The sequence below is a fragment of the Streptomyces sp. NPDC037401 genome (genome assembly GCF_055602345.1).
This window is the reverse complement of record NZ_JBVJWO010000012.1, coordinates 45,782-67,081: the sequence shown is the minus strand read 5'-3', so window position 1 is coordinate 67,081 and position 21,300 is coordinate 45,782. Positions and strand designations below refer to the sequence as shown.

19 protein-coding genes are annotated in these 21,300 nt (G+C 74.1%); 8 read left to right on the top strand and 11 right to left on the bottom strand.

Going from position 1 to position 21,300, the window contains the following annotated elements; translation table 11 throughout:
• The gene (fxsA, locus tag ACZ7H1_RS14815) at nucleotides 1-165 is read right to left on the bottom strand and encodes an FxSxx-COOH cyclophane-containing RiPP peptide (RefSeq protein ID WP_470786751.1); all 165 of its coding nucleotides are present in this window, start codon (nucleotides 163-165) and stop codon (nucleotides 1-3) included.
• A gap of 205 nt (nucleotides 166-370) precedes the next feature.
• Between fxsA and ACZ7H1_RS14810 the strand changes: the two genes are divergently transcribed.
• Nucleotides 371-1,273: a DUF4231 domain-containing protein gene (locus tag ACZ7H1_RS14810; protein ID WP_470786749.1), complete on the top strand. Its 903-nt coding sequence runs from the start codon at nucleotides 371-373 to the stop codon at nucleotides 1,271-1,273.
• A 54-nt stretch (nucleotides 1,274-1,327) separates the two neighbouring features.
• On the opposite strand, the gene ACZ7H1_RS14805 is transcribed toward ACZ7H1_RS14810, so the two are convergent.
• From ACZ7H1_RS14805 to ACZ7H1_RS14790, 4 genes are all read right to left on the bottom strand, one after another.
• On the bottom strand, nucleotides 1,328-1,807 hold the full coding sequence (locus ACZ7H1_RS14805; RefSeq protein ID WP_470786748.1) for a hypothetical protein: 480 nt from the start codon (nucleotides 1,805-1,807) through the stop codon (nucleotides 1,328-1,330).
• A gap of 142 nt (nucleotides 1,808-1,949) precedes the next feature.
• Complete coding sequence (locus ACZ7H1_RS14800; RefSeq protein WP_470786746.1) at nucleotides 1,950-2,837, bottom strand: S1 family peptidase; 888 nt, start codon at nucleotides 2,835-2,837, stop codon at nucleotides 1,950-1,952.
• Nucleotides 2,838-2,903: 66 nt separating this feature from the next.
• Complete coding sequence (locus ACZ7H1_RS14795) at nucleotides 2,904-3,719, bottom strand: DUF1684 domain-containing protein (protein ID WP_470786745.1); 816 nt, start codon at nucleotides 3,717-3,719, stop codon at nucleotides 2,904-2,906.
• An 82-nt stretch (nucleotides 3,720-3,801) separates the two neighbouring features.
• Complete coding sequence (locus ACZ7H1_RS14790; RefSeq protein WP_470786743.1) at nucleotides 3,802-5,082, bottom strand: DUF5685 family protein; 1,281 nt, start codon at nucleotides 5,080-5,082, stop codon at nucleotides 3,802-3,804.
• A 279-nt stretch (nucleotides 5,083-5,361) separates the two neighbouring features.
• On the opposite strand from ACZ7H1_RS14790, the gene ACZ7H1_RS14785 reads away from it, so the two are divergent.
• Nucleotides 5,362-5,802: a cell division protein SepF gene (locus ACZ7H1_RS14785; RefSeq protein WP_470786741.1), complete on the top strand. Its 441-nt coding sequence runs from the start codon at nucleotides 5,362-5,364 to the stop codon at nucleotides 5,800-5,802.
• A gap of 9 nt (nucleotides 5,803-5,811) precedes the next feature.
• Here ACZ7H1_RS14785 and ACZ7H1_RS14780 read toward each other — a convergent pair whose 3' ends face one another.
• Both ACZ7H1_RS14780 and ACZ7H1_RS14775 read right to left on the bottom strand, forming a co-directional pair.
• On the bottom strand, nucleotides 5,812-7,008 hold the full coding sequence (locus ACZ7H1_RS14780; RefSeq protein ID WP_470786740.1) for an acyl-CoA dehydrogenase family protein: 1,197 nt from the start codon (nucleotides 7,006-7,008) through the stop codon (nucleotides 5,812-5,814).
• 70 nt (nucleotides 7,009-7,078) lie between these two features.
• Complete coding sequence (locus ACZ7H1_RS14775; RefSeq protein WP_470786738.1) at nucleotides 7,079-8,791, bottom strand: MFS transporter; 1,713 nt, start codon at nucleotides 8,789-8,791, stop codon at nucleotides 7,079-7,081.
• Between the two features lie 264 nt (nucleotides 8,792-9,055).
• On the opposite strand from ACZ7H1_RS14775, the gene ACZ7H1_RS14770 reads away from it, so the two are divergent.
• From ACZ7H1_RS14770 to ctaD, 3 genes are all read left to right on the top strand, one after another.
• Complete coding sequence (locus ACZ7H1_RS14770; RefSeq protein WP_470786737.1) at nucleotides 9,056-10,180, top strand: hypothetical protein; 1,125 nt, start codon at nucleotides 9,056-9,058, stop codon at nucleotides 10,178-10,180.
• Nucleotides 10,181-10,541: 361 nt separating this feature from the next.
• A complete protein-coding gene (locus tag ACZ7H1_RS14765) occupies nucleotides 10,542-11,594 on the top strand; it encodes a phosphatase PAP2 family protein (protein ID WP_470786735.1) in 1,053 nt (350 codons plus the stop codon).
• 546 nt (nucleotides 11,595-12,140) lie between these two features.
• Nucleotides 12,141-13,847, top strand: a complete 1,707-nt coding sequence (ctaD, locus tag ACZ7H1_RS14760; protein WP_470786733.1) for an aa3-type cytochrome oxidase subunit I — start codon at nucleotides 12,141-12,143, stop codon at nucleotides 13,845-13,847.
• Here ctaD and ACZ7H1_RS14755 read toward each other — a convergent pair.
• The 3 genes from ACZ7H1_RS14755 to ACZ7H1_RS14745 all read right to left on the bottom strand — a co-directional run bounded on the left by ACZ7H1_RS14755 (nucleotide 13,786) and on the right by ACZ7H1_RS14745 (nucleotide 16,689).
• Nucleotides 13,786-14,766 (bottom strand): helix-turn-helix transcriptional regulator, encoded by a 981-nt coding sequence (locus ACZ7H1_RS14755; RefSeq protein ID WP_470786731.1) that lies wholly within the window; start codon nucleotides 14,764-14,766, stop codon nucleotides 13,786-13,788. The genes ctaD and ACZ7H1_RS14755 overlap by 62 nt on opposite strands.
• A 104-nt stretch (nucleotides 14,767-14,870) precedes the next feature.
• The gene (locus tag ACZ7H1_RS14750; protein ID WP_470786730.1) at nucleotides 14,871-16,169 is read right to left on the bottom strand and encodes an ABC transporter substrate-binding protein; all 1,299 of its coding nucleotides are present in this window, start codon (nucleotides 16,167-16,169) and stop codon (nucleotides 14,871-14,873) included.
• On the bottom strand, nucleotides 16,147-16,689 hold the full coding sequence (locus ACZ7H1_RS14745; RefSeq protein WP_470786994.1) for an MTB12 C-terminal domain-containing protein: 543 nt from the start codon (nucleotides 16,687-16,689) through the stop codon (nucleotides 16,147-16,149). Before ACZ7H1_RS14745 ends, ACZ7H1_RS14750 begins: the two co-directional genes overlap by 23 nt.
• Before the next feature lie 143 nt (nucleotides 16,690-16,832).
• Here ACZ7H1_RS14745 and ACZ7H1_RS14740 point away from each other — a divergent pair, with 143 nt between their 5' ends.
• Genes ACZ7H1_RS14740 through ACZ7H1_RS14730 form a run of 3 tightly spaced genes read left to right on the top strand, consistent with a single transcriptional unit; the run spans nucleotide 16,833 to nucleotide 20,684 of the window.
• On the top strand, nucleotides 16,833-17,264 hold the full coding sequence (locus tag ACZ7H1_RS14740; protein ID WP_470786728.1) for a hypothetical protein: 432 nt from the start codon (nucleotides 16,833-16,835) through the stop codon (nucleotides 17,262-17,264).
• Entirely contained in the window at nucleotides 17,252-19,996 is a 2,745-nt protein-coding gene (locus tag ACZ7H1_RS14735; RefSeq protein WP_470786726.1) for an ABC transporter permease subunit, read from the top strand. Before ACZ7H1_RS14740 ends, ACZ7H1_RS14735 begins: the two co-directional genes overlap by 13 nt.
• Nucleotides 19,986-20,684, top strand: coding sequence for an ATP-binding cassette domain-containing protein (locus ACZ7H1_RS14730; RefSeq protein WP_470786724.1), 699 nt, complete (start codon nucleotides 19,986-19,988; stop codon nucleotides 20,682-20,684). Before ACZ7H1_RS14735 ends, ACZ7H1_RS14730 begins: the two co-directional genes overlap by 11 nt.
• Here ACZ7H1_RS14730 and ACZ7H1_RS14725 read toward each other — a convergent pair.
• On the bottom strand, nucleotides 20,617-21,300 hold the full coding sequence (locus ACZ7H1_RS14725) for a transglycosylase family protein (RefSeq protein WP_470786722.1): 684 nt from the start codon (nucleotides 21,298-21,300) through the stop codon (nucleotides 20,617-20,619). The genes ACZ7H1_RS14730 and ACZ7H1_RS14725 overlap by 68 nt on opposite strands.

The following is a 21,300-nucleotide window of genomic DNA, read 5'->3' as shown; positions in this document are numbered from 1 at the left end:
CTAGAGTGCGGAGTTGAAGATCGCCGACTGGAGCCGGTGGCCGGATTCGGACGGAAGCACCCGACTGAGCACGGCCGCGGCAGTGGCGCTGCGGACGTCGATCTTTGCGAGCGGAACACGGCGGTTCTTCTCGGCGGTGGTCGATGGGGTTGCAGTGGTGTTCACGGCCGTCCTTAGGGAATGGGCATGGAAATGACAACAGCGACGCGCTAGTGTCGGTGTGGACTTTACTCTTCTGGCCACTATTGGCAACCGAGACATGAGGCCAGGTCAAGCGTTCTATCGAAAGAGTGAGCACGAGGAGAGAAGCAGGGCCCGAACAGCAGACGAGGGGGCGGCTGTGACGGACTTTCCCGGATCGCTGAACAGCATGACGTTTCGGAACGAGGACCTTCCGGCCCTATTCCACCACGCGGACTCGGCCGCCATCTCCCGCCAGCGGGAATCCACACGGGCCACGCGCACCCAGCTGATGCTGCTCGTCCTCGCCGCGGCCTTCGCGGCCCTGCCCGCCGTCCCGGTCGGCCCGCTCCGACTCTTCGGCGCGCTCAGCACGTTGGCGTACGCGGGCGTGCTCGCCGTGGGCGTGCGCGCGACCCGGCGGCGGGCCCGTCCGCAGTGGCAGCTCAACCGCTCCGCGGCCGAGTTCATCAAGTCCCTGGCCTGGCGGTACGCCGTGCACGGGGCGCCCTTCGGGACGGAACAGGCCGACCCCGAAGGCCTGTACCGCACCCGGCTGGAGGCCGGACTCGGCGAGCTTCGGAAGATGGGCTGGAGCGACCCGCGCGAGAGCGGCGAGCCCGGCGGGATCCCCCGCGGCGGTGAAGTCACCGGTGCCATGCGGCAGTTGCGCGGCCGGGTGTACGGCGTGCGCCGCGAGACCTACGTCCGCGACCGGCTCATCGAGCAGCGCAACTGGTACCGGCGCCGCACCGAGGTGTCCCGGCGGGCGACGGCACTGTGGTCCTGGACGATCGTGCTGCTCACGACCGTCGCCCTGCTCTTCGCGCTGCTGCGCGCCTTCGGTTCGGGCCCCGGGGCGGGCCTCGCCGGGCTGCTCAGCGCGGCGGCCGCGGCGGGCATCGCGTGGAACGAGATGCGGCGCCACCACCCGCTCATCGAGGCCCACACCCTGATCGAACAGGACCTGGCGGCCATGATGGTGGTCATGCAGACGACGATCACCGAGGACCAGTGGCCCTCCGCCGTCTACGAGACCGAGCGGTACGTCTCCCCGCAGCACACCGACTGGCTGGCCCGGCACAGCAGTTGACGTCGGATCACCCCCGGGCGCCCGCCGGCCGGCCGCGCGACCGCCGGGCACCCCTCAGTCGCGCAGGACGCCGTCGCGCCAGACCACGGTGACCGGCTTCCCCAGGCTCCGGGCGTAGGCGACGATGTCGCCCGTGCCGCCGAGCCCGCGTGCCGGGAGGCCGTCCCACACGGCGACCAGCCGGTCGCAGCTGTCGGCGATGAAGGTGCCGGCGGCGTAGTAGGCCTCGTCGGTCGAATGGGCGAAGTCCATCCGGACCTCCTGGGCGGCCCGGACCTTGAGCCGCCGGTAGCGGGCGAGGCACTCCGGGTCGCCGAAGGCGTCCTCGTAGTCCGCGCTGGGGATCACCACCGTCAGGTCGGCGCCGCACTCCAGGGCGATGGCCGCGAAGAGCTGGTCCGCGCCGTCCGCCAGGCTCGACAGGGCCTCCAGCGGTCCTTCACGGCCGCACAGCAGGGCCCGCAGGGCCTCGCTGACATGGGTGAGGAGCTCCTCCGGAATCGTCCGGTGCCCGGTCACCCCGATGCGTTTCATACAGGAAGCCCCCCTCAGCCCCACGCGCCGCACGCCCCCGGACATCCTCCCAGAAGGCGGGAGAACGTCCAGGGGCGCAAAAGGGGGGTGTGGGATCGGAAGGTGCCGTGTGCGCCGGATGCGCGGGGAGCGGATCCGCCGGTCAGTAGACGCTCACCCCGTACGCCGCGAGCGCCTCGGTCACCGGCTGGAAGAACGTCGTCCCGCCCCAGGTGCAGTTGCCGCTGCCCCCGGAGGTCAGGCCCACGGCGCGGGTGCCGGAGTACAGCGCGCCGCCGCTGTCGCCGGGCTCGGCGCACACGTTGGTGCGGATCATGCCGTAGACGATGTCCCCGCCGCCGTAGTTGACGGTGGCGTTGAGTCCCGTGACCCGGCCGCTGTGGGTGCCGGTGGTGGACCCGCGCCGGGTCACCGACATGTTCACGGTCGCGTCCGCGGCGCTGGTGATGTCCTGGCTCCCGACGGTGCCCGGGTGGGTCAGGGCGGCGTTGTCGTACCGGACCAGGCCGTAGTCGTTGACGGGGAAGCTGGAGCCGACGGTCGGCCCGATGGCGGTGGTGCGGGCGGAGTTCGTGTACCAGGTCCCGGCGCCGTCCGTGCAGTGGCCTGCCGTCAGCAGGTAGTACGTACTGCCGCTGCGCACGTTGAAGCCGAGGGAACAGCGCCAGCTGGACGCGTAGATCGCGTCGCCGCCGGCGAGCAGCCTGGTCAGCTTCCCGGGGATGCGTTCGATGCGCAGGGCACCGGCGTCGGCGCCGGCCGCCTGCCGGATTCTGGCCAGGTCGGCGCGGCTGACCGAGGAGTCGGCGGCGACGACCAGCGTGCCGGTGGCCGGGTCGGTGTGCCACGCGGTTCCGGCGACGTCGGCCCGCAGGACCGAGGCTCCGACGGCGGCCAGCCGCTCGGAGCTGTAGCCGCCGGAGTTGTCGCTGCCCGAGGCGCTCGCGGTGGGAGCGGTGAGCGCGGCGACGGCGGCGAGTCCGGCGGCGAGTGCCGTGAGCCGGGTGGGGGTGATGCGCTTGAACCTCACTTCTCGTCCTCCCTGGGGGGATCGGGGGCCCGTGGTGGGGATGCGCTGCAGCGGAGTTTCCTGGCGTCAGTTTTCGCCCGCAAGGGCGCCTTTCAGCCGCCGTTCCCCGGCCTCCACCGCGAACGACAGGGTGTTGCCGGGCGGGGGGAACGGGCAGATGAAATGGTCCGCGAAGGCGCAGGGCGGCAGCAGCGCCCGGTTGAAATCGACGCTCACGCTCCCGTCCGCGGCCGGGGCCGCGGGCTTGAGGAAGCGGAACCGGTAGCTGGAGGCGCCGCCGGTGGCGTCGCCGAAGACGGCCCACAGCGCTCCGGTGTCCTCGTCGACGGCCACCTGGAGGGTGTGCACGGCGCCCTGGTGGGTGAACGTCAGCTCGCCGCCGAGCCCGAGGCCGCGGGCCCGCCCGTCGGCGTTCTCGACCCGGACCGTGCGGTGCTCGCCGTACGGGCGGAAGCTTCCGGCCAGCACCCAGTCCTTGCTGTGCGGGGTGGCCTCGATCCCGCGGAAGGCCTGCCGGGCGGGCGCGTGCGGGTCGAAGACGCGGACCGCCCAGTCCCCTTCGCGGCGCAGGACGACCAGGTGCCGGTCGCCGGCCGCGAGCCGGGCGTCGGCGGGCGCGTGCTCCTCCGGCCCGAACGAGCCCTCCCCGGCGAACGGAACGCCGTCGAGGGTTATGCCGTCCTCGGCGGCGGCGGTCAGCAGCACCGCGCCGTCCTTCTCGCGCCAGAGCCCCGGAACGGCCGGAATTCGACCTTCCGGGTAGTCGGCGAGCCAGTGGGTGCCCGTCAGGGAGAGCGGGCCGTAGGGCCCCGAGGCCGTGTCGAGCCGGTGCTCGTGCCACTGCCGCCAGGCGGTGTAAGCGCCGGAAAGATCGTCCGTCATGCCGGTCACATTTCCATACGGTTGCGGCCGGGCATCCCGGAGTACGCCGTACGGACCTGTGCCGGCCGGATCCGAGGCCGGCTCAGCAGCCGTCGCAGGGGCAGCAGCAGTCGCAGCCGTCGCAGTCGCAGTCCCGGCAGCAGCCCTCGCGCCGCTTCCGGGACCAGGGCCCCTCGTACTCCTTGGCACAGCACACCTTGCAGGTGCAGAAGAGCGGGACCGCCACCGCGCAGCCCTCCCAGAACCCGCGGCGCGGCGGGCGTCCGGCCGACCCGCCGGAAGAGCCGCCCGACGAGCCGCCGGGGCCGCCCGGCCCCGAGGGCGGCAGCCCCGGACCGCCGCCGCCGTAGGGATTCCCGCCGCCGTACGGATCGCCGCCGTACGGATTCCCGCCCTGGGGAGCGCCGCCGTAGGGATTGCCGCCGTAGGGATTGCCGCCGCCGTACGGATTCTGCGGGGGCCCGCCGTAGCCCTGCCCCGCGGAGGCGGTCGCGGTGTGCCCGCAGCCCGTCGTGCCGAACGCCCGGTCCACGGAGTTGCGCAGCTCGTGCGCGAGCAGCACGTGCGCCAGCCCGCCGTCCGCGAACTCCGCGTCCTTGAGGGCGAGCCGTATCCCGTGCAGGGCGTCGTCGGCGAGGCGGCGGGCCTCCGCCAGGGAGGTCCCGGTGGCGGTGAGGGGGTTCCAGGCGCCGGCCGCGGCGTCGGCCTCGCGGTCCTCGACGGCGTCGAGGAGGTGCGCGAGCCGGCCGAACAGGCGACCCGCCTCGGCGAGTGCGGGAGCGTTGCCTGGACGTCCGGCGAGTTGGGCGGTATGCGCGAACGCGGCGGCCGTGGCGGTCTCGGTCGGCTCGGTGACGGCGAGCAGCGGGGTGCCGGGTCCGGCCAGCGACTCCAGGTCCGTCTGCCGGTCCACCGCGTCGACGAGCAGGGCCGTGTCGAAGCCGAGCGAGGCGCCGGTACGGGCCCCCGCGCGGTCCCAGGAGACCGCGACCCGGCGTGCCGCGCGGGCCAGCGGCGCCCGCGCCAACAGCCCGTCGCGGTCGGCGACGTGGTCGCGCAGCTTGGCCGAGGCGAGGACGAGGGAGACGGCGGCGGCGAGCCGGGCGCCCTCGCCCTGGGCGACGGAGGCGGTGCGCATGCCGCGCAGCGGGCAGGGGCCGGCGGTGCGCCGGGTGCGCGGGTCCGGGCCGGCCTGAGCCTCCGTCAGAACGGAGACCAGCAGGCCGTCGTAGTTGGTGACGATCCTGGCGAGCTGCCCGTGGTCGCCGCGAAGTGCCAGGCAGAGCCCGCAGAGATGGGCCATCCATGCGTTTTTGTACCGCTCCCCGAGGCGGTGCGTGCATGGCCTGACAATTCCGAACATTGCGCTCCCCCGTGTGTCGTGCGCGCGCGTGCGGGGCATCGTACCGGTCGGGCCCGTTCACCCGTACGCCGACCGCTTCACCCGGACGGAGCGATGGATCGTATTTTCACTCAGTCAGCAGCCGTAGGCGTGCGGAACCTCGACGGTGCACCGGAAGTTCTGCACCAGAACCGTCACGAAACCCCTGCGCGGCGGCTATCCACTTGGCGCGCTGTCAGCATCATGGACGACCATAGGGAGTGCGGAACCAAGAACAGACCGCGGTGAAAGGAGGCGTCCATGGGTTCGGTGCGCAAGGCCAGTGCCTGGCTGGGTCTCGTCGAGGACAGCGACGACGAGCGGTACTACGACGACGAGTACGCAGAGGCACCCCGGAGCTCGCAGACGGACGCGTGGGTCACCGACCCGCGGGTGCGCGTGGCCTCCGACTCCGCCGTCGAGCAGGGCCGGCGGATCGCCACCGTCACCCCGGACGGCTTCCGTGACGCCCGCGGCATCGGCGAGCTCTTCCGGGACGGCGTCCCGGTCATCGTGAACCTCTCCTCCATGGACCCGACCGACGCCAAGCGCGTCGTCGACTTCGCCGCCGGTCTGACCTTCGGCCTGCGCGGCTCGATCGAGCGGGTGGCGACCAGGGTCTTCCTGCTGACCCCGGCCGACACCCAGATCGTCAGCGAGAACGGCCACCGCGGGGCGGACGGCTTCTTCAACCAGAGCTGAGCGGGGTGCTCACCGGAAGGCGTCGAGCCCGGTGAGCGCCTTGCCCAGCACCAGCTGGTGCATTTCGACGGTCCCCTCGTAGGTGAGGACCGATTCGAGGTTGGTGGCGTGCCGCATCACGGGGTACTCCAGCGAGATGCCGTTCGCGCCGAGGATCGTGCGCGAGGTCCGGCAGATCTCGATGGCCTCGCGGACGTTGTTGAGCTTGCCGAAGCTGATCTGCTCGGGGCGCAGCTTCCCCGCGTCCATGCGGCGGCCCAGGTGGTGGGCGAGCAGGATGCCCTTGTGGAGTTCGAGGGCCATGTCCGCGAGCTTGGCCTGCGTGAGCTGGAAGCCTCCGATGGGCCTGCCGAACTGCTCGCGCGTCTTCGCGTAGTCGAGCGCGGCCTCGAAGCTGGCGCGTGCCGCGCCCATCGAGCCCCACACGATCCCGTACCGCGCGTGGCCGAGACAGCCGAGCGGGCCCTTGAGCCCGGTGACTCCCGGGAGCACGGCGTCGGCGGGCAGCCGTACCTCGTCCATGACGAGTTCGCTCGTGACCGAGGCGCGCAGCGACCACTTGTGCTTGATCTCGGGGGCCGAGAACCCGGGCGCGTCCGTGGGGACGGCGAAACCGCGGATGCCCTCGTCGGTCTGCGCCCACACCACGGCCACGGCCGCGACCGAGCCGTTGGTGATCCACATCTTGCGGCCCGTCAGCACCCAGTCGGCGCCGTCCTTCTTGGCGTACGTCCGCATGGCCGCGGGGTCGGAGCCGACGTCGGGCTCGGTCAGTCCGAAGCAGCCGATGAGCTCGCCGGCGGCCATGCCGGGCAGCCAGCGCTGCTTCTGCTCCTCGGAGCCGTAGCGGTGGATCGCGTACATGGCCAGCGAGCCCTGGACGGAGACCAGCGAGCGGATGCCGGAGTCGGCGGCCTCCAGCTCCAGGCAGGCCAGCCCGTACTGGACGGCACTCGCACCCGCGCAGCCGTAGCCCTCCAGGGACATGCCGAGGGCGCCGATCGAACCGAGCTCGCGGGCGAGTTCGCGGATGCCGGGCAGCTCGCCCGTCTCGTACCAGTCGGCGATGTACGGGAGCACGCGGTCGGCGGCCCAGTTGCGCACGGTGTCGCGGACGGCGAGGTCCTCGGGGCTGAGCAGGTCGTCGAGACCGAGCGGGTCGGCGGGCACGAAGGCCTGGCGGGTCGGTGAGGACGGAGAAGTCACGGCGGGGCCTCCCGGCGGCACGCGAAAACTAGCACTGTAAGTTTCTACGCTTCTGAGCTGACGTTACGGCTCAGGGTGCCGTGCGTCCAGACCGGGCCGGCTCGGCCGGCCCGTGCCGGGCGGGAGCCGGCACCCTGACCCGCGGAACCGGCGGGGCGGCGTCCGCTGCCGCGGCCTGTGCGGGCAGCGTCACCGGCCCGGCGGGCACGCCCGCCTGCTCCCGGCCGCAGTCCATGGTGCGCGGCAGCCGCAGCGCCGCGAGGGCGCCGAGCAGCAGCAGCCCGGCGCTGACCAGCAGGGTCACGTGCAGACCCTGCACGAAGGCGTGACGCGCCGCGGCGTAGAGGGATTCACCCGCGGTGCCGCCGAGGCCCGCGGCGATCTGCATCGCCTCGCCGAGGGAGTTCGCGGCCCCGGCGCTGTCCGCGGCGGAGACGCCCGGGACCTGCCGCAGCCCGGGGGCGTAGGCGGCGTTCATCACGCTGCCGAGCAGGGCGATGCCCATGCCCGCGCCGAGCTGGTACGAGGTCTCGCCGATGGCGGCGGCGCCGCCGGCCTGCTGGGGCGGGGCCTCGCTGAGCATGGATTCGTACGCGCCGAAGAGGGTGGTCTGCAGGCCGTAGCCGAGCAGGACGAAGCCCGCGGTGAGCAGGACGGGCCGGTCGTGCTGTCCCATCAGGGTCAGCAGCAGCACGGCGAGCGCGGTGAGGGTGAAGCCCAGCGAGACCATCAGGCGCGGGCCGACCCGGTGCAGCGTGGAGGAGCCGCAGACGCCGGCGGCCATCGCCGCGAAGGTGAGCGGCAGCAGGCGCAGGCCGGTCTCCAGCGGGCCGAGTCCCAGCACCAGCTGGAGGTACTGGACGGCAATGAGCTCCAGGCCGACCAGGGCCAGCATGGCGAGGACGATGCAGCCGACGGAGGTGGTGAAGGCGACGCGGGAGAACATCCGCATGTCGATCAGCGGGTGCGTACGCCGCTTCTGCCGCCGGACGAACAGGACCAGCAGCACCGCGCCGAGGACGAGCGGCGCGAGGGCCATGAAGCCGAGGAAGCTCTGGTCGGCGCCCGCCCGCTTGACCCCGAGGACCACGCCGAGCACGCCGGTGGCGGCCATCAGCGCGCCGAGGACGTCCCAGGGGCCGTCGTTCTCGCCGCGGGATTCGGGCAGCAGCCAGCGGGCGGCCGGCAGCAGCAGCGCCATCAGCGGGATGTTGATGAGGAAGACCGAGCCCCACCAGAAGTTCTCGACGAGGAAGCCGCCGAGCACGGGTCCGGTGGCCGCGCCGACGGCGGCGACGGCGGTCCAGATGCCGATGGCGACGGCGCGCTCGCGGCGGTCCGGGAAGACCTGCCGGATGATCGACAGGGTGGCGGGCATGATCATCGCCCCGCCGATGCCCAGGAGCACCCGGGCGGCGATCAGCACCTGGGCGTTGTCGGCGACGGCGGCGACCGCGGAGGCCGCGCCGAAGAGCACGTAGCCGAGCAGCAGGATCCGGCGGCGCCCGACGCGGTCGCCGAGCGTGCCGAAGAGGATCAGCAGCGAGGCGCAGACGAGCGGGTACGCGTCGACGATCCACAGCAGCTCGATGGAGCCGGGGCGCAGGTCCTCGGTGACCGAGGGGACGGCGACGTGGAGGATGGTCGCGTCGAGGGCGACCAGCAGCAGGCTCACGCACAGGACGACGAGGACGACCCAGCGGTTGGCGCCGCCCGCGGCCGTGGCCAGCCGCTGCCAGGGGGAAGGGGTCCGGCGTTCGCCGGCCGTGTTCGTCCCTGACATGCATGTACCTCCCGGGTGATCCCTCGCACTCGGCGGACCAGCGTTGACGTTCTGCCGCGACGCTGGGGTCTACGGCGTCCTTCGGCGTCCTACGGGGTCCGGCATCGGCACGCGAGGAATCGTCAGCGTACGCGAGTTCGCCTGTGAATCACGTGGTCAAGCTCTCACCCCGGCGGCCGCCGGGGTGTGGCGTACGCCACTCGCGTCCCCCCGCGTGCACGCATGATCACGGCCCGTGGTGCCCGGCCGCCACCACCGATAATCATGCCCGTGAAAGATCATGCCGTTCGCCGGGCCGCGCCCGCACTCGCCGGGTTCGCGGCGGTCCGCCTGCTGGGGCTCGCCGTGCTCGGAGTGTGGAGTGCCGCCGCGGGCAGCAGCCCGCACACGCTGCTGTCGGCCCGCTGGGACTCCCTCTGGTACGTCCGCGTCGCGGGACGGGGTTACGGCTACGAGGTGGTGCTGCCCAACGGCGACGTGCACTCGAACCTCGCCTTCTTCCCGCTGCTGCCGTGGCTCGAACGGGCGGTCTCGGCCCCGACCGGGCTGTCGTACGCCGACGCCGGTCTGGCGGTGTCCTGGGCGGCCTCGCTGGCGGCGGCCTGGGGGATCTTCGCCGTCGCCGACCATCTGTACGGCCGCCGGGCCGGGGTGCTGGCCGCGGTGCTCTGGGCCGCGCTGCCGGTCGGGATCGTGCAGTCGATGGCGTACAGCGAGTCCCTGTTCACGGCGCTGGCGGCCTGGTCGCTGTACTGCGTGCTGACCGGGCGCTGGCTGTGGGCCGGGGCGCTGGCCGCGGCGGCGGGGCTGACCCGGCCGGTGGGCGCGGCGGTGGTCGCGGCGGTCTGGCTGGCGGGGCTGCTCGCGTGGCGCCGGGGCGCCGGGTCGTGGCGGACGGCCGCGGGCCTGGTGCTCGCGCCGCTGGGCGCGGCCGGGTACGTGCTGTGGGTGGGGGCGCACACCGGCGACGGAGTGCTCGGCTACCTGCAGGTGCAGGCGGGCTGGGGCAACGGCTTCGACGGCGGGTGGGCCTTCGCCCGGTTCATCGGGGGCAAGATCGCCTCGGGCGGGCCGGCGGGGATCCTCGCGGGGGCCGGGCTGATCGCGGGAGTGGTGCTGGTGCTGTGGCTGTACCGGCTGTGCCTCCGGCAGCGGCAGCCCGTGGCGCTCCTGGTGTACTGCGGGATCGTGGTGGCGCTGGCGCTGTGCGCCTCGGGGTACTTCGGGTCGAAGCCGCGGCTGCTGCTGCCCGCCTTCCCGCTGCTGCTGCCGCCCGCGGTGGCGCTGGCCCGGTGGCGGACCGGGCGGGCGGCCCTGCTGCTCGGCGCACTGGCGGTCGCGTCGGCCGCGTACGGCGCCTTCTGGCTGAACGGCTCGGGGCCGCCGTAGCCGGACCGCGCGCCCTCCGGGGGCGCTGCGGCGGCGCGTCGCCGGCGCCGCGGTGGCGCCGCGAGGGTGACGGTACGTGACAGTGGGTAACGATCGGTCACGACACGGTCACGGGGAGCGGAGCGGTGAATTCCGCCCGGGATAATCCTCCACGCCCTTGCGGATTCGAGGGATCGGATAAAGCCGGGGTACGGCTCCTGGTGAATTCCTGGAGAGCGGATCGGGCCGGTCGCAGCCATTCTCGGATTCTCCGCAATGCCCGGGAATAACCGCGGGAATGAGACCTACTCCACATCACATGGTCATCACAAACCCAGCGATTCGGCCGGGCGCCGCACGCCCGCGCGGTAACGTCGATTGAGTGCGTACCGACCGAATCTTCACCCGTCTGGAGCGGGTCTTCGCCCGCCTCGACCGTGAACCCGAACGACCGGCTCATCTGCAAGTGCCGCAGATGAGCCGGCACCGTGTCGTGCTCTTCGCCTCGACGCTCGTGTTCTATCTCGCGATCGTCGTGGCGGTGCTCACCACCTCCTGGCTGGTCCGGCTGGACTGGCAGGTGATGTTCTGGCGGCCCTACGAGCAGTGGCCGGAGCTCCACGCCTTCCTCGACTACCTCGTCGTGCTCGGCCAGCGCGGGCCCACCGCGGTCATGGTCGCCGCCTGGCTCGGCTGGCGCTCCTGGCGCCAGCACACCCTGCGCCCGCTGATCACGCTCGGCGTCTCACTACTGCTGCTCAACGTCACCGTCGGCGCCGTGAAGCTCGGCCTCGGCCGCGGCGGTCCGCACTACGCCACCCAGATCGGCTCGGCCGAGCTCTTCGCGGGCGGCGATATATTTCCTTCGGGCCACACCGCCAACGCCGTCGTGACCTGGGGCATCCTCGCCTACCTGGCCTCGACCGTGCGTACGCGGCGCAATCTGTCGGTGCTCTCGGCGGTCGTCGCGCTCAGCGTCGGCGCCACCACCGTCTACCTGGGCACGCACTGGGTGAGCGACGTCCTGCTGGGCTGGGCCGCCGGTCTGCTGATCCTGCTGGCCCTGCCCTGGTTCGAGCCCCTCATCGCCCGCACCGAGGCCGTCGTCTTCGAGCTGCGCGCGATGCTGCGCACCCGCCGGGCGCGCAGCCGGCTGCCCCAGCCGGTGCCGGTCGGCCCGTTCGCGGCCCGCACCAAGGTGTTCGTACCGCGCGTCCCGGCCGCCGCCGACGAGGAACCCGCGCTCCAGCCCGCCGGGGCGGGCCGTACCGCCGCGACGGCGCGGCCGGGCCCGCACCCCGCCCACCTCGCGCCCCGGCCGCACCTGATCCGCTCCGAGCGGACGCCGGTGACCCCGGTCGGCGGCAGCCGCCGGCCGGTGCACGCCGAGCGCGGCGCACGCAGCGCCCCGGCCCGCCCGGTCACCGGCGGCTGAGCCGCACTCCGCGGGGACGGTACGCACACTTCACCCCGCGCGCATCCCGTACGAATGCTGCCGGGCCGGGAACACGACCCCGCCCGGCAGCGGTCGTACGGGATGTTCGTATGCCGGCGGCCCAGCGCGCTTTGGTCCGTCCCGGGTCACGCTTGTGTCACAGAACGTCTACAGGGGGCGACGGGTCGCGACCGGCCCGAGAAGCGGCGCCTTTCGCCCGGACCGGCAGTTCGGGGCGCCTCCGCTTTCCCTTTTCCGAATCACGGCGGAGTTCCGCGGAACTCTCCGGGAATTCCTCCCGGGGGCATCCGGACCGCGGGTCCCCAATTGCGCGCCCCGCAGCCGCCGCGGGAACTGACGGGGTGACGGACCGGGGGTTCCCGTCACGTTTCCTTCACAGATCCCCCGGTTGCCACGTCCGATGTCCCGTCACGGGCGCGTCCGCGCCCGGTCCGCCGCACGCTGCTGCGAGCATCGGGGGTCGAGCCTGAGGCGCTTGACCTTTGAACCCGATCCGCAGGACGACGGACAGCGAGGGGACCAGCGATGGGGACGGAGACCACCGCGGCCCCGGCAGGGCCGGCACGGGCCCGCCGGCGCGGGCGGCTCGTGGTCGACTGGCTGACCACCACCGACCACAAGAAGATCGGCCACCTGTATCTGGTGACGTCGTTCGTGTTCTTCCTGATCGGCGGTGTGATGGCGCTGGCGATGCGGGCCGAACTGGCCCGCCCCGGCATCCAGCTCCTGTCGAACAACGAGTTCAACCAGGCATTCACCCTGCACGGCACGATCATGCTGCTGCTGTTCGCCACGCCCACCTTCGCGGGCTTCGCCAACGAGATCATGCCCTTGCAGATCGGCTCCCCCGATGTCGCATTCCCGCGGCTGAACATGCTGTCGTACTGGCTGTTCCTGTTCGGCGGGCTGATCGTGATCGGGTCGCTGCTCACTCCGACCGGCCCGCCGAACTTCGGCTGGACCGCGTACGCCCCGCTCAACAGCCTCGAGCGGTCACCGGGAATCGGCGCCGATATGTGGATCATGGGGCTCGCGCTCGCGGGCTTCGGCACCATCCTCGGCGCCGTGAACTTCGTGACGACGATCATCGGAATGCGCGCCCCGGGAATGACCATGTTCCGGCTTCCGGTGTTCACCTGGAACGTGCTCTTCACCTCGGTCCTGGTGCTGTTCGCGTTCCCCGTGCTGGCGGCCGCCCTGCTGGTCCTGGAGGCGGACCGGCGCTTCGGATCGGTGGTGTTCCAGCCCGAGAACGGCGGTGCCCTGCTGTGGCAGCACCTGTTCTGGTTCTTCGGCCATCCCGAGGTCTACATCATCGCCCTGCCGTTCTTCGGGATCGTCACGGAGATCCTTCCCGTCTTCTCGCGCAAGCCCCTCTTCGGCTACGTCACCCTCGTCGGCGCCACCATGGCGATCACCGGGCTGTCGATGGTCGTCTGGGCGCACCACATGTTCGCGACCGGCGCGGTGCTGCTGCCCTTCTTCTCCCTGCTGTCCTTCCTGATCGCGGTCCCGACCGGGGTGAAGTTCTTCAACTGGACCGGCACCATGCTCAGGGGCTCGCTGTCCTTCGAGACCCCGATGCTGTGGTCGGTCGGCTTCCTGGTGAGCTTCCTGTTCGGCGGGCTCACCGGCGTGATCCTGGCCTCGCCGCCCATGGACTTCCCCGTCACCGACTCGTACTTCGTGGTGGCGCACTTCCACTACACGGTGTTCGGGACGGTGGTCTTCGCGACCTTCGCCGGCTTCTACTTCTGGTGGCCCAAGTTCACCGGGAAGCTGCTCGACGAGCGGCTCGGCAAGATCCACTTCTGGACCCTGTTCACCGGCTTCCACACGACCTTCCTGGTGCAGCACTGGCTGGGCGCCGAGGGCATGCCGCGGCGGTACGCCGACTACCTCGCCACGGACGGGTTCACCGTGCTCAACACCGTCTCCACCATCGGGGCGTTCCTGCTGGGCCTGTCGACGCTGCCGTTCCTGTACAACGTCTGGCAGACGCACGCGTACGGGCAGCGCCTGGAGGTGGACGACCCCTGGGGGTACGGCCGCTCGCTGGAGTGGGCGACCTCCTGCCCGCCGCCGCGGCACAACTTCGTCCGCCTGCCGCCGGTCCGCTCCGAGTCCCCGGCGTTCGACCTCCACCATCCGCAGTTCGCGGCGGCGCAGTTCAGGCGCCGGGATCCGCAGACCGGCGAACTGCCCGCGTCAGCAGATCCCGCGCAGCCGTGATCCGCGCGGCCAGCTCGGGCGGCTCCACCACCTCGAACTCGATGTTCATCAGCAGCACGTGGATGACCAGCACGTCGAGGCTGGCCGCGCCGGTGCGCAGCAGGCAGGTGTGCTCGTCGACGGGCTCCAGCACCCCGTCGGAGGGCCCGACGGTCTGCGCGGCCACGTCGGCGGGCGCGTGGAGGCGGATCACGGCCCGTGCGGCGTACGCGTGCCGGGAGACCCCCTCGGAGACGTAGGCGGCGAGGTCGTCGGCGGGCGGGGGGCGGGGGACGAACCGGGGCCCGTGCGGGGGCCTGGGCTCGATCCGGTCGGCGCGGAACGTCCGCCAGCCCTCCCGGTCCACGTCCCAGGCGACCAGGTACCAGCGGTGCTCGGTGCACACGAGCCGGTGCGGCTCCACGGTGCGGCGGGTGGTGTTGCCCTCGTGGTCGCGGTACTCGAAGCGCAGCCGCTCGGCGTCGCGGCAGACGCCGGCGAGTTCGGTGAGCACGGACGGGTCGACGGTCGAGCGCTGCCGGCCGCGCAGCATGGGCACGGTGAAGGAGTTGAGGGCGGAGACCCGGTGGCGCAGCCGTCCCGGAAGCACCTGCTCCAGTTTTGCGAGGGCGCGTACGGACGCCTCGCCGATGCCCTCGACGCCGTTGCCGGCGGCGGTGCGCAGGCCGACGGCGACCGCGACGGCCTCGTCGTCGTCGAGGAGCAGCGGGGGCAGTTCGGCGCCCGCGCCGAGCCGGTAGCCGCCGCCCGTGCCGGGGCTGGCGTTGACGGGGTAGCCCAGCTCGCGCAGCCGGTCCACGTCCCGGCGGACCGTACGGGGGGTGACACCGAGGCGGTCCGCGAGGTCGGCACCGGTCCATTCGCGGTGGGACTGCAGCAGGGAGAGCAGGCGCAGCAGCCGGGCGGAGGTCTCGAGCATGCCCCGAGTCTGCCAGGGGCGGCCGGGTCCGCGGCCGGTGCGGCCGGTGCGCGCAGGGACGGGGACGGGGGGCGGGGGCGGCGGGCGGGGGCGGCGGGCGGGCGTCAGGGCCGGTAGGGCAGCTGCGGTACGTCGTGGCAGTTGGCCGTCATGTCGCCGCCTTCGGTGCGCCAGCCCCCGGCGTCCTGCCAGCGGGCAACCGACAGGCAGGTCCGGAGCTGCCGCGGCGGCTCGGCGGCGGGCACGAAGGACACCGGGAGCAGCAGGCCGCGCGCCGTGTACGGCTCGGCGCGCTGCAGGAAGCGCTCGACGCACGGCCGGGTGAGGCCTCCGGGGAGGCAGGACCGGGCGGCGTCGGTGAACCACATGGCGGCGGCCCAGCCCTCCAGCTGCCACTGGGACAGCGGCCGGCCCTCGAGCCGCGGCGCCATGGCGGCCCGGAACTCCGCGACCGCCGGGTGGGAGGCGTCGGCGTGGTTGCGGCTGGCGCCGGTGACCCAGAGGGCGTTGCGGCAGCGCGGCGCCTTCGCGTACTCGCCGCGCACCGCGTCGTTCCAGTTCTGCACGTTGGTGACCTTGGCGGTGACCCGCACGCCGGCCTCGTCCATCGCCTCGCAGAGCCGGGCGTTGCCGTGCGCGTCCATCGCGTCGAAGACGAGGTCGGTGCCGCGGGCCCGCAGATCGGCGGCGACGGCCCGGAAGTTGGGCAGTGCGAAGTCGACCTGTTCCTGGACCACCCGGTAGCCCTCGGCCTCCAGCCCGCGGGTGAGCTGGCGGGCGTAGGCGGCCGAGGCGGCCTGGTTGTACGAGACGACGGCCGCGGTGCGCGCGCCCCGGGTCTTCTTGAAGTACCGGTAGACCTCGGTGCCCGCGTACAGGGTGCCGTTCCAGCCGGGGTTCTTCCCGTCGCGCGGGGACCGGCTGCCGTAGATCCCGTACAGGTGCGGGTAGGTGTCGTAGGCCGTGCCGACGGGCTGGCCGCCGATGTCGGGGACGCCCGCGCGGCTGACGAGCGGGGCACCGGCGTAGTCGAGGGCCGTGGTCGCGACGAGGGCGAACACCTTCTTCTCGTCGAGCAGTTCGTGGACGCATGCGTTGTTGCCCACGCCGCTGCCGCCGTCGTCGCAGGTGAACACCTCGACGCGGCGCCCGCCGATCCCGCCCTGCGCGTCGAGGGCGTCGAACCAGGCCGCCGCGCCCTCGCCGGGACCGGTGAAGGCGTCACCGCCGACGGGGCTGGTGGTGCTGGCGATGATCCCGACCCGGATGGTCCCGGCGGCCCGGTCCGGCGCCGCGGGGGTGCGCGTGGCGAAGGCGCTCTCCGGCAGGCGGCTGCCGCAGGCGGCGCTCAGCGTCAGGAGCACCGCGAGCAGCAGGTGTTCAGCAGCCCGGCACCGACGCATTGCCGCTGAGCCCGACCAGCGCGCAGAGCGACTTGAGGGAGACCTTCCAGACCCCGTCGTCAAGGACCGCGATGCCCTTGCTGCCGGGCAGGGCGGGCGCGCCGCCGACGAGCAGGTCGTAGGTCACCGTGGCCTCGGTGGGCGAGGTGAACTCGACGGCGGTGACCCGCGCCGAGGACTTGCGGGCGTTGGGGTCGGCCCCGAAGGCGGCCAGGAGGGGCTTGAGCGTCTCGCCCTTCTCCAGCAGCCGGACGCGCTCGTCCGTGGAGGTCCCGGGATGGAAGAAGGCCGTCCAGTTCTTCTCGATCTCCGCCTTCGCCGCGGCCGGGTCGGCGGGCCCGGGGGCGCTGGGCGCCCCGGCCGTGCCGGCCGCCGCGGGCGCGCTGACGGTGGCGGTGGCGGGCGTTGCCTTCGTTCCCCCGTCACCCGGTCCGTCGGAGCACCCCGCCACCGCGGGTGACAGTACGAGGACCGCTGCCGCGGCCCAGACCGCCGCGCGCGGGTGTCTGCCCAGGACCATCTGGCTCACCACCGGTGTCCGTGCGAGCCGTTCGGCTCGATGCTTCCAGGGTCTGTCCGTTCAGGGCATAGTGCAAAAAATCGGCACCCGAGCCCAGTACCTCCGCGACCGTGTCACCCGCCTCCGCCTCCCGGGGAGCCCCGATGCAGACCGCCCCGCGACCGGCCCCGTGGGCCGCCGTGACCGCCCTGGCCTGCGGCGCGGCGCTGTGCGTGCTGGGCTGGTACGGGATCTCGGGCGAGCGGTTCGCGGAGCGTCAGATCCCCTATCTGGCCTCGTGCACGGTGCCGGGAGCGGCGCTGGTGGTGGCGGGTGCGGTGCTGCTGGCGGCGGGGTGGCGGCCGGTTCCCGGCGGCGCCGACGCCGGCCGAGCGGCGCCGGCTGCGGCCGGCGGGCGGGCCTGGCTGGGCCCCTCCTCCCCCGGTCCCCCGCTGCGGGTCCCGGGCGGCACGCTGGCCCACCGGCCCGACTGCCCGCTGGTGGACGGCCGTGCGGATGCCGCGCCCGCGGCCGACGCGGACGGGGACCCCCCGCTCACCCCCTGCCCGGTGTGTGAGCCCGCATGGCCTCGCTGACGTACGAGCTGACGCTCGCCGGTCTCGGGGTCGGCAGCGCGGCCGCGCTCAGCGGGATCGGGCTGATCGTCACGTACCGGGCCACGGGCGTGCTGAACCTGGCGCACGGCGCGGTGGCGATGGTCTGCGCGTACGTGTTCCGCGAACTGTCCGTGGTGCGGTCCTGGCCGCTGTGGGCGGCGGCCGCGGTGCCCCTGCTGGCGGTCGCGCCGGGGCTGGGCCTGCTGCTGGACCGGGCGGTGTTCCGTCCGCTGGCCGTGCGCGGCGCGGGGCCGCAGCGCACGCTGGTCGCGTCGATCGGGGTGTTCGTCCTGCTGGTCGGCGCGGCCGTGCTGCTGTGGGGGCCGGGGGCACGGGCGGACGCACCGTCGCTCTTCGCCGGGCTCCCGCAGCCGTGGCCGCAGCTGGCGGCGGTCCTGGTCCTGGCCCTGGCGGTGCTGTGGACCGACCGGCGGACCCGCTTCGGCCGGGAGCTGCGCGCGGTGGTGGACAACCGCACGCTCGCCGCGCTGGGCGGCATCGACACGGACCGGGTCGCGGCGGCGGGCTGGGCCTTCGGCTGCTTCACCGCGGGCCTGACGGGGGTGCTCCTGGCGCCGTACGTCCGTCTGGACCCGTACGGTCTGCCGCTGCTCGTGCTGGAGGTGCTGGCGGTCGCCGTGCTGGCGGGGATGCGGAGCGTTCCCGTGGCGGTGGCTGCCGCGCTGGCCCTGGGCGTCGCGCAGGCACAGATGGCCCGCGTCCACCCGGCCGGCTGGGCCGCCCCGCTCGTGCAGTCCCTCTCGGCCAACCTCTTCGTGGTCGCCCTCCTCGTCGCCGCCCTGCTCCCGTCGTCGCCGTGGCACCGCCGCCGGGCCGCCGCTCCGGCGCTGCGCCAACCGCCGGACGGACCCGCCGTTCCCGCCGTGCCCTCCCCCGGGCCGCCGGAGGAACGCGTACCGCCCGCGGCCCGCGCGGGCGTTCACAAACAGCGGAAGGAGGCGGCAGCGGACGCGCCGCACACCCCCGCGGCAGCCCGCCACCCGGCAGCCGCGCCCGCAGCCACGGACGCCGATGAGGACCGGAAACCGGTGGCGGTGGCGGAGGCGCCGCACGCCCGCGGGGGCTCAGGTCGCGGCACGGCGGCGGCCGGGCGGCCCCCGGGGCCCGCGCGGCGGGAGGCGTACGGATGGGCCGCCGCCGGGGTGCTGGTGCTGCTGCCGTTCGGCTTCGGCGGCAGCGACCTGCACACCTCCGTGCAGGTGCCCGCGCTCGCCGTCGTCCTGCTGTCCCTCGTCGTGGTGTCCGGCCGCGGCGGCCAGATCTCGCTGGGCCAGGCCGCCTACGCCGGGCTGGGGGCCCTGTTCACCGCCCGGCTCGCCGCCGCCGGGCTGCCCGCACTCGTCGCCCTCGGCGTCGCCGTCCTCCTCGTCGCCCCGCTCGGACTGCTCACCGGCCACCCCGCGATCCGCAAGCGGGGACTCGCCCTCGCCCTGGTCACCCTCGCCTTCGGCGTGGCCGTCAGCCGGTTCGTGTTCGCCCAGCCGTACGCCACCGCCGGACTCTCCCTCGGCCGGCCCGCGGGCTTCGCCGACGACCGGGCGTACTACGCGCTCGAACTGGCGCTGCTGGCGGCCGCCCTGCTCGCCGTCGGGGCGCTGCGCCGCGGACGGACCGGCCGGGCGCTGGCCGCGATGCGCGACCACGAGCCGGGGGCCGCGGCGGCCGGTGTGCCTGTGCCGCGGCTCAAGCTGTTCGCCTTCGTCGCGGGCGCGGCCCTCGCGGCGCTGGGCGGCGGGATGCTCGGCATGGGGCTGCGCGCCTTCGACCCCGGGGCCTTCGATCCGGTCCGCAGCCTGCTGTGGTTCGCGGCGGTCGTCGTGGTCGGCTCCGACAGCCTGCTCGGCGCGCTCCTCGCGGCGGCCCTCCTGGTCGGCCTCGACGCGGGTGCCCGCGGTGGCGTGGCCGCCGCCCTGATCGGCGTACTGGCCGTGCTCACCGGCCGCTTCCCGGGCGGCCTGGCCTCGCTGCTCCCCCGGCGCGGGCCGCCACCCCCCGGCCGGCCGGCCGACGGCCCGCGCCCGCACGCGCCCGCCCCCGCCCCCGCGCTCCTGCGGGCCGAGGCCCTCACCGTCCGGTACCCCGACGGCTACCTGGCCCTGCGCGGGGTCACCCTCCCGGTCCCGCCCGGCCGGGTGACCGGGGTCGTCGGCGCCAACGGCGCGGGCAAGTCGACGCTCTTCCACACCCTGAGCGGCACCCTGCGGCCCGCCGGCGGCCGGATCACCCTCGACGGCCGGGACATCACCCGCCTCCCGCCGCACGCCCGCGCCCGCCTCGGGGTGGCCCGCAGCTTCCAGCAGCTGGCGGTGTTCGCCTCCCTGAGCGTGGAGGACAACGTCCGCGTCGGCGCCGAGCAGGGCCGGGTCCGCGACCCCTCCGCCGTCGACCGCGCCCTGCGGCTGTTCGGCCTCGACGGCCCGCTGCGCCACTCCGCCACCGCCGGGCTCCCCACCGGCACCCTCCGCCGGGTGGAACTGGCCCGCGCCCTGGCCGGCGGCCCCCGGGTGCTGCTCCTCGACGAACCGGCCGCCGGACTCGACGCGCAGGAGGCGGCCGCGCTGACCCGGATCCTGCACGCGCTCGCCGCGGACGGCCTCGCGGTGCTGATCGTCGAGCACGACCTCGACCTGGTGGCCCGGCTCGCCGGCACCGTCCGCGTGATGGCCCTGGGAGAGCTCCGTGACCCTTGAGATGGCCCTGAGGTCCGCCCGCGTGCGCTACGGCCCCCTGGAAGCCCTGCACGGCGTCGACCTGCCCGTCCCGGCGGCCGCCGTCACCCTCCTGCTCGGCCGCAACGGCTCCGGCCGCACCACCGCCCTGCGGGCCCTCGCCGGCGCGGTCCGGCTCAGCGCCGGCGCGGTGCTGTGGCGCGGCGCCGACGTCACCGGGGAGCGGGCCCACGACCGGGCCCGCCGCGGCCTGTGCTTCGTACCGGACGAGCGGGCGGTGTACGGCACGCTGACCGTGGCCGAGAACCTCGAACTGGCCGCCGCGCGCGGGGACACCGCACCCGCCCTCGACGGCTACCCGGCCCTGCGCCCCCTCCTGCACCGCACCGCGGGCACGCTCTCCGGCGGCGAACAGCGGATGCTCGCGGTCTCCCGGGCCCTCCTGGACCGCACGGCGCGCGTGGTGCTCGTGGACGAGCCCGCGCAGGGCATGTCACCGCAGGCGGCGGACCGTACGTACGCCCTGCTCGGCGCGCTCGCGGCGGCCGGCGCCGCGGTCGTGCTCGCCGAGCAGCGGGTGCCGGCCGCGCTGCTCGGGCCGGGCGTACTGGTCCACGAACTGCGCCGCGGGGCGGTGGTGTTCAGCGGGGAGGCGGTGGAGCACCGGTCGGCCGGGCCGCCGCAGGGTCCGTCCGCTCCGCCGGGATGACCAGCACCGTGCCGGTGGCCAGCACGTCCGGGGAGGGGCCGATCACCCCGGCGTTGGCCCGGTACAGCGCCCGCCAGCCGCCGACGACTCGGTACTTGCGGGCGATGGAGGACAGGGTGTCCCCGCGCCGCACCACGTGCGCCCGGCCCGCGAGGCCGTAGCGCGCGGAGCAGGTCGGCCAGGCATCCCAGCCCTGGATGACGAGCACGGCCTCGGCGACCCGGATCTGCTGCTCCCGGGTCGCGAGGTCCGCGCGCGGCGCGTGGGCCAGCCCGCCGTGTCGCTCCCAGGTGGGCTGGCCGAACTGCAGCCCGCCGTAGAAGCCGTTCCCTGTGTTGACGCTCCAGCGGCCGCCGGACTCGCAGTCGGCCACGCAGTCCCAGGGCCACTGCCTGCCCGGGCCGCAGTCGCCCGGCCCCGATCCGATCGTCCCCGCCGATCCGGCGTGCGCCGACCCGGCGGGACCCGGAGCCGGCGGCGGGGGCGCCGCCCGCCCGCCGGGCGCCCGGCCGGAGGCGGCGCCGGACGCGCCGTGGGCGGCGGCACCGGGTGGCGCCGGGAGCAGCAGCGCGGCGGCGGTCAGCAGGACGGCCGGCCAGATCCGGAAGCGGAGCAC

Coding starts and splice junctions, on each gene's coding strand:
- ACZ7H1_RS14755 (WP_470786731.1), bottom strand. CDS start 14,766: ATGCTCGAGACCTCCGCCCGGCTGCTGCGCCTGCTCTCCCTGCTGCAG.
- ctaD (WP_470786733.1), top strand. CDS start 12,141: ATGGGGACGGAGACCACCGCGGCCCCGGCAGGGCCGGCACGGGCCCGC.
- ACZ7H1_RS14775 (WP_470786738.1), bottom strand. CDS start 8,791: ATGTCAGGGACGAACACGGCCGGCGAACGCCGGACCCCTTCCCCCTGG.
- ACZ7H1_RS14745 (WP_470786994.1), bottom strand. CDS start 16,689: ATGGTCCTGGGCAGACACCCGCGCGCGGCGGTCTGGGCCGCGGCAGCG.
- ACZ7H1_RS14795 (WP_470786745.1), bottom strand. CDS start 3,719: ATGACGGACGATCTTTCCGGCGCTTACACCGCCTGGCGGCAGTGGCAC.
- ACZ7H1_RS14770 (WP_470786737.1), top strand. CDS start 9,056: ATGCCCGTGAAAGATCATGCCGTTCGCCGGGCCGCGCCCGCACTCGCC.
- ACZ7H1_RS14785 (WP_470786741.1), top strand. CDS start 5,362: ATGGGTTCGGTGCGCAAGGCCAGTGCCTGGCTGGGTCTCGTCGAGGAC.
- ACZ7H1_RS14740 (WP_470786728.1), top strand. CDS start 16,833: ATGCAGACCGCCCCGCGACCGGCCCCGTGGGCCGCCGTGACCGCCCTG.
- ACZ7H1_RS14805 (WP_470786748.1), bottom strand. CDS start 1,807: ATGAAACGCATCGGGGTGACCGGGCACCGGACGATTCCGGAGGAGCTC.
- ACZ7H1_RS14735 (WP_470786726.1), top strand. CDS start 17,252: ATGGCCTCGCTGACGTACGAGCTGACGCTCGCCGGTCTCGGGGTCGGC.
- ACZ7H1_RS14790 (WP_470786743.1), bottom strand. CDS start 5,082: ATGTTCGGAATTGTCAGGCCATGCACGCACCGCCTCGGGGAGCGGTAC.
- ACZ7H1_RS14810 (WP_470786749.1), top strand. CDS start 371: ATGACGTTTCGGAACGAGGACCTTCCGGCCCTATTCCACCACGCGGAC.
- ACZ7H1_RS14750 (WP_470786730.1), bottom strand. CDS start 16,169: ATGCGTCGGTGCCGGGCTGCTGAACACCTGCTGCTCGCGGTGCTCCTG.